Here is a 6,630-nt window from a genome sequence, read left to right on the forward strand (position 1 = left end):
AAGATCTGTTATTGTCGTACACACAGATCATTATTTACACATCTTAATAGCCTTCTCAAACAGTGGCAGAGAGCGCTCAACCATATCTGTTGTAGTACAGTAAGCCAGTCTCATATGTCCCGGACACATAAAGCTGTCGCCAGGAACAAGGATCAGATCAAGCTCATGGGCAGTCATGTTACAGAACTCATTTGCATCGGCGATAGGAGTCTTAGGGAACATATAGAAGGTTCCGCCCGGCTCAACACACTCATATCCCATGGCGGTGAGTTCTTTGTACAGGATGTTCTTGTTCTTCTCGTAGATAGACAGATCAGAGGTCTCGTCAAGAACCCTTGCAACTCCGAGCTGTATCAGAGATGAAGGACAGTTGTGTCCTGTGAAACGTGATACCTGTCCGCACATATTGATGATGAGTTCAGCGTCCTTGCACTTAGGATTTACAGCCACATATCCGATACGCTCTCCAGGCAGTGACAGTGACTTGCTGAATGAGTAGCAGCAGATGGTGTTGTCGTAGAACTTAGAGATGAACGGCGAATCAGTTCCCTCAAATACGATCTCTCTGTAAGGCTCGTCTGATATAAGGTAAATGTCATGTCCGTACTCCTCCTGTTTCTCTGTGAGGATCTGGGCAAGATGTGTTATAGTCTCGGTTGAGTAGACGATTCCGGATGGGTTGTTTGGCGAGTTGATGAGGATTGCCTGAACATTTGGGTTCATCATCTCGAGAAATGCGTCAAAGTTGATCTGGAATGAAGTTATGTCCGCGGGAACGACCTTGAGAACAGCACCGGTTCCGTCAACGTATGGTACATACTCAGGGAAGTAAGGGGCAAATGTGATAACCTCGTCGCCCGGCTCTGTGACACATCTGATGGCGTGGGCCAGGGCTCCGGCAGCACCTGATGTCATGAAAATGTCCTCAGGAACATACTCCATGCCGAAACGGCGGTTCAGTGATTCTGCGACAGCCTTTCTTACAGAGTAGATGGTAAGTGTAGGGCTGTAGCCGTGAAGTGCCAGTGAATCCTCATTCTGGATAAGGTCGATAAGTCCCTTGTTGAAGTCATCCGTGGTAGGCACAGATGGATTGCCTATAGTATAGTTGAACACATTCTCAGCACCGATCTCAGCGGCACGCTTTGAAGCATACTGTGCAAATTCCCTGATGATGGAAGTGTTGTTTAACATTGATGAATATTTCTTTGAAATCATGAAAGTCCTCCTGTTATGTAAAATGTTATGATAAATATACATATAAAATCAATGCAATATGACACGTGTAATGTGGACACATATTATACGTTGATGTAATCTATGTGTACATCTATACATCACAATAAATATACAGTTTTGGACACAAAAAAACAAGAGGTAACAGAACGGGGAAGATCTGCTGCCTCTTGCAAAAAAATGAGGGGAGAGAGGATTCAAATAAATGAAAAACTCTTTACGATTGTTAGTATATTCAGGATTTGTGAAAAAAATGTGTTTAAAGATTAATCTATTTATAAAGATTAATAACTAATCATAAACAAATAATTAAACGTTCACAAAGTGCGGGTATTTCTGTATAATACAGCGTGACGGATACGATATTGCGGTACTATAAACAATGCATTAGTACCATAAGAGAGGTTTGAGATATGATATTTGAGACACATGGTCATTATGACGATACTCAGTTTGATGAGGACAGAGAACAGTTAATTGCAGAATTCCTTGAGAAGGATATAGACAAGGTCATGAACGTCGGAGCGGATATGCAGTCGTCGAGGAATTCGGTGGAGCTTGCCGCAAAATATCCGCATTTTTATGCGGCAGTCGGCGTACATCCGAGTGAGGTAGGAGAGCTGACGGAGGCGGATATACAGGAACTTAAGAGCATGGTGCAGGATAATCCAAAGGTTAGAGCCATAGGTGAGATAGGCCTTGATTATCATTTTGATGATGATCCCCCGAGGGATGTGCAGAAGAAATGGTTCGTCAGACAGCTTGAGCTTGCACAGGAGCTTGCCATGCCGATCATCATACACAGCAGGGACGCCGCGTCAGACACCATGGAGATATTGAAAAGAATGGATGGCGGCAGAAATGGCGGTGTGATACACTGTTATTCATACAGCGTAGAACAGGCAAGAGAATATATTAAGATGGGATTTAACATAGGGGTTGGCGGAGTAGTCACCTTCAAGAACAGCCGGAAGCTTCAGGAGGTCGTGGAGGACATCCCTCTGGAAAAGATAGTTCTCGAAACAGACTCCCCATACATGGCTCCGGTTCCATTCCGGGGAACAAGGAACTCTGCCCTCAACATACCTTATATAGCTGAGAAGATAACCGAGATCAAGGGCGTTCCGGTTCAGAAAGTGTATGACCAGACATACGCGAATGCCCTGAAAATGTACAAGATGTAATAAAAACGTAGATTACAGGCAATGGAAAGGACAAAGCATGGAGAAGTTAAGCAATCCACAGGTCACGATAGAGACGATAAAGAAATACGAATTTGCATTTCAGAAGAAGTTCGGTCAGAATTTCCTCATAGATGCCCATGTCATAAACAAGATAATCAGCGCGGCGGACATCACGAAGGACGACTGCGTTCTGGAGATAGGCCCGGGAATAGGAACCATGACCCAGTATCTTGCGGAGAGTGCCGGACAGGTTGTGGCGGTGGAGATAGACAAGAATCTTCTCCCTATTCTGGACGAGACCCTTGCGGAGTACGACAATGTGACCATCATCAACGATGACATACTGAAGGTGGATATCAACAAGATCGTGGAGGAGAGAAATGGCGGCAGGCCTATCAAGGTGGTTGCGAATCTTCCATACTATATAACCACACCGATCATCATGGGACTTTTCGAGAAGCATGTGCCGCTTCTCTCGGTGACGGTCATGGTGCAGAAGGAGGTTGCGGACCGCATGCAGGTGGGCCCGGGAACCAAGGATTACGGAGCACTGTCCCTGGCAGTTCAGTATTATGCCGAGCCGTATATAGTGGCAAATGTTCCGCCAAACTGCTTTATACCGAGACCGGGTGTGGGCTCAGCGGTCATCAGACTGAACAGATACCAGGAACCGCCGGTTAAGGTGAAGGACGAGCAGCTCATGTTCAGGCTGATAAGAGCATCATTTAACCAGAGAAGAAAGACTCTCCAGAATGGTATAGCCAACAGCGGAGAGCTGTCATTTGCCAAGGAGCAGATCGCAAAGGCACTGGAATCCCTTGGAATATCAGCAAATATCCGTGGAGAAAGTTTGAGCCTGGCGGAATTTGCAGCTTTGAGCGACATTCTCACGGACAAATAATGTCATAGGTGGTGAGACAGAATCATAGATAATTGATAAAGCCCCCGGAAAAGGACGCAGAATTCCGGAAGGGAGAGGAGGATTATCTATGGTGTACTGGAACCGATTTATATCGTATATTTACAGGTATCACGACGGACACAAATGTGAAAATTCAGGATTTGCCAAGGTGGCAAAGGTGGGGAGAACGGGAAGACTCACGGTTGGACTGAGAAACGGAATGAACAGCAGAGAGGAAATCTATGGCGTGTTCATTTACAGGGAGACGTTGGCCGACGAAGGCGCAGTGGGCGGTGAACAGACAAATGAACCCGTGATGATCCCTCTGCCGGTGCTCGTCGGTAAGATGAGACTCAGAAATGGACACGGTGAGGAGTGCTTCTCATTCTGTTGGGATGATGTCATGGAGAGTGGACGGCCTGTGACTGCATTTGCCGGTATCGTCATAAGGCGTATACAGCCGGATGGAAATATGGGGCAGGAGTATTACGACAGCGATATATTCTGTTCGTCCTGGACGGACAGTGTGATAGATTATTCCAGAATGTGGGATGCGAAACGTGCGGGCCGCGATGCTGAGGAACTGAGCGAGGCGGTGAGAGAGGCCTCCATAACAGATACGGTCACGGCAGAGTTGGAGCTTGAGAGCTGTGCTGCACCGGCGGAGCCTGTATGTTCTGATGAGGTCGAGACCTCCGAGACCGGAACGGCGATAGACAAAATGTTTGAGAACTATGAACGTCTGCCACTTCTTCCGGGAAGCTCCCTGGATGACGGGCTGGACAGCGTCATAGAGAGCGTGAAGATATCCCCGAATGACATAGGTCTGCTGGACATGTGCAACTGGAAGCTCGGGGTGAACAGCTTCCTGACACACGGGTATTACAGCTACAAATACCTGATGTTCGGCAAAGTCATATTTTCCCCAGATGATGACCGCGTCAGTTACATACTTGGAGTTCCGGGGGTGTATTCCTCGAGGGAGAAATACCTTGCCGGGATATTTGGATTTGACAGATTCGTGCCGGAGAAGGAGACACATATCAAGACCGGCAGCTTCGGCTACTGGATAGTGGATATAAGATAGGAAGAAGAGGATAAAGAGAATGGAAGATACCAATATAGATGAGCTGACGCCGGAGGAGCGGCGTATCCATGAGAAGTATATGGATAAAGCCATAGCCCAGGCAAAGAGGGCTTATGCAAATGGCGATGTTCCGATAGGCTGTGTCATAGTCCACGATGACAGGATAATCGCAAGGGGCTTCAACAAGAGAAATCTGAAAAAGACCACACTTGCACATGCGGAGATACTGGCCATAGAACAGGCGTCAAAGAAGCTCGGCGACTGGCGGCTGGAGGAGTGCACAATGTATGTGACCCTTGAACCGTGCCAGATGTGTGCCGGGGCCATAGTGCAGGCCCGTATCCCAAATGTGGTGATAGGATGCATGAATCCCAAGGCCGGATGTGCGGGCTCCATAATAAACCTGCTGGACATGAAACAGTTCAATCATCAGGTTGAGGTTATACGTGGTGTGCGGCAGGATGAATGCAGTGAGATGATGAAGAGCTTTTTTCGCGACCTGAGACAGGGAAAAGCGAAGAATGCTTGACGGCGGGCGGCATGTCAGATATAATGTAGCCTGCGGTGCATCTTGTGCACAGCCAATTAAATATGTTTTAAAGTTTCCATGCAACCGGGGAGGTAGCGGCGCCCTGTACCTGCAATCCGCTATAGCAGGGGTGATGGTCTTCCGGAGGGGTGGCCGCTGTAGGGCTGCCCTCAGTAAGTGATGTTGATGTCTGGGTCTCGCGCAACAGGAATCTTCGAACCGTGTCAGGTCGGAGACGAAGCAGCACTAAGGGGAATCTCCTGTGTGCCGTGAGGGTGCCTGGGCTGAGTTAACTGCTGAGGTAACGTCTATGGTGACGCTTCGAAGGAAGATCGCATGGATTTTTTTATTTTTAACATTATTTATTAAAAATTTAAAAAAATATAGCAAAATCCCACAAAAGATGTTATCATCAAGTATGATACTTTTGCAGTGTTATTATGCGCTGCAGAATAGTGATTTCCAAGGGGCGAAACGGATATGAATTACGCTGAAGTAATTGATTTTGTAAAGGAACAGACAGCCGTTAACGGCAGGCCGCCTAATTATCCATTCAGGAGCAGATTTGAACATACTATGCGGGTGTATAGATGGGCGATAAAGCTTCAGTCGAAGTTAGGTGGAGATCTGGATATAATAGTTCTCGCGGCACTTCTTCATGATGTGGGCTGGGATGACGAGAGACCACATGGGGAGGTCGGAGCAGAGATAGCTGTCAATTATCTTGACAGTCTGGGAGTCGATCCACAGAAGATAGCCAAGATAGGCGAGATAATCATGATCCATGAGGAGAAGGATACTGATGCAGATTTGTCACTTGAGTGCAGGATAGTTATGGATGCAGACCTGCTGGATGAAGTTGGAGCGATCAGTGTTCTGTGGGATTCCATGGCTACGGCTATAGAGGACGAGGCAAGCTATAAGCGCGCATATTACAGAATCAAGAATTTTTATAAGATCAATAAACCAAAGATCAAGAGATGTAAGACGGAGGCTGGACGACTTGAGTACAGCAAACGCATGCAGCTCCTTGAGGATTTCATATTCCAGCTTGAGAAAGAACTGTTCTAGTATCGATTGATGAATTTGATTGTGGATAGGAGAGATAATTATGAAGACATTTGTTAAGATCCTTGTAGCCATTATTGTGGTAGCAGCTATCTGTGGCGGTGTGTATCTGGTTCTTCCTGAGACAGCTCAGATATTTGTAAAGGGTAATATTCAGTATCGTACTAACGATGAAGCAAAGGACAAGATAGACAGCCTTAAGAAGAATGAGATCGTCTATACAGATGTACAGAGCAACGGAACAGAGAAGAAGGTTCCTACAGGTGTTACATATGGAGACGCTCTTGATAAGAAGGCCAAGACAACAGTATGGTATTATGAGGACACAACAAACGGTGGATTCAGAATCACATATTATGGAACAAAGGTCAGCATGGATCTTGCAAAGTATGGTTCAGATGGAACATATATAGACAAGACACTGAAGGCAGTATTTGATTTTCCTGCAGGCGGAAAGAGTACAGTTACATTGTACATAGGAGATGAGCAGTGTGACGATGCGATGAAGGCTGCTGTACTTCAGGCTCTGGCTAACTAATAATAGTTAATATACAATAAAACTCCACACCGACTTGATATGTACCCAGAATCCTGGACACATATTTATGAACTAGGCTGAACACAT

At 46.3% G+C, this 6,630-nt stretch carries 7 protein-coding genes and 1 other RNA gene; 7 read left to right on the forward strand and 1 reads right to left on the reverse strand.

Annotation, left to right across the window (positions count from 1 at the left end; translation table 11 throughout):
- Positions 1–30 precede the first annotated feature (30 nt).
- Positions 31–1,218 carry a pyridoxal phosphate-dependent aminotransferase gene (locus DW025_RS08065; protein ID WP_117550013.1) on the reverse strand — a complete coding sequence of 396 codons (1,188 nt, stop codon included), beginning with the start codon at positions 1,216–1,218 and terminating at the stop codon, positions 31–33.
- A gap of 431 nt (positions 1,219–1,649) precedes the next feature.
- Here DW025_RS08065 and DW025_RS08070 point away from each other — a divergent pair, with 431 nt between their 5' ends.
- The 7 genes from DW025_RS08070 (at position 1,650) to DW025_RS08100 (ending at position 6,543) form a co-directional block, all read left to right on the forward strand.
- A complete protein-coding gene (locus tag DW025_RS08070) occupies positions 1,650–2,420 on the forward strand; it encodes a TatD family hydrolase (protein WP_117874372.1) in 771 nt (256 codons plus the stop codon).
- A 37-nt stretch (positions 2,421–2,457) separates the two neighbouring features.
- Positions 2,458–3,321 (forward strand): 16S rRNA (adenine(1518)-N(6)/adenine(1519)-N(6))-dimethyltransferase RsmA, encoded by an 864-nt coding sequence (gene rsmA, locus DW025_RS08075; RefSeq protein WP_055145795.1) that lies wholly within the window; start codon positions 2,458–2,460, stop codon positions 3,319–3,321.
- A gap of 88 nt (positions 3,322–3,409) precedes the next feature.
- Complete coding sequence (locus DW025_RS08080; RefSeq protein ID WP_117550018.1) at positions 3,410–4,408, forward strand: DUF6128 domain-containing protein; 999 nt, start codon at positions 3,410–3,412, stop codon at positions 4,406–4,408.
- 19 nt (positions 4,409–4,427) lie between these two features.
- Complete coding sequence (gene tadA / locus DW025_RS08085; RefSeq protein WP_015534501.1) at positions 4,428–4,937, forward strand: tRNA adenosine(34) deaminase TadA; 510 nt, start codon at positions 4,428–4,430, stop codon at positions 4,935–4,937.
- 76 nt (positions 4,938–5,013) lie between these two features.
- Positions 5,014–5,277: signal recognition particle sRNA large type (gene ffs, locus DW025_RS08090), an RNA gene on the forward strand.
- A gap of 140 nt (positions 5,278–5,417) precedes the next feature.
- Positions 5,418–6,008: an HD domain-containing protein gene (locus DW025_RS08095; protein ID WP_015534503.1), complete on the forward strand. Its 591-nt coding sequence runs from the start codon at positions 5,418–5,420 to the stop codon at positions 6,006–6,008.
- Positions 6,009–6,048: 40 nt separating this feature from the next.
- Entirely contained in the window at positions 6,049–6,543 is a 495-nt protein-coding gene (locus DW025_RS08100) for a hypothetical protein (protein ID WP_015534504.1), read from the forward strand.
- The last annotated feature ends 87 nt before the right edge of the window (positions 6,544–6,630 follow it).

This window comes from Coprococcus sp. AF38-1 (genome assembly GCF_003603945.1).
In the GTDB taxonomy this organism is placed as follows: Bacteria; Bacillota; Clostridia; order Lachnospirales; family Lachnospiraceae; genus Coprococcus; species Coprococcus aceti.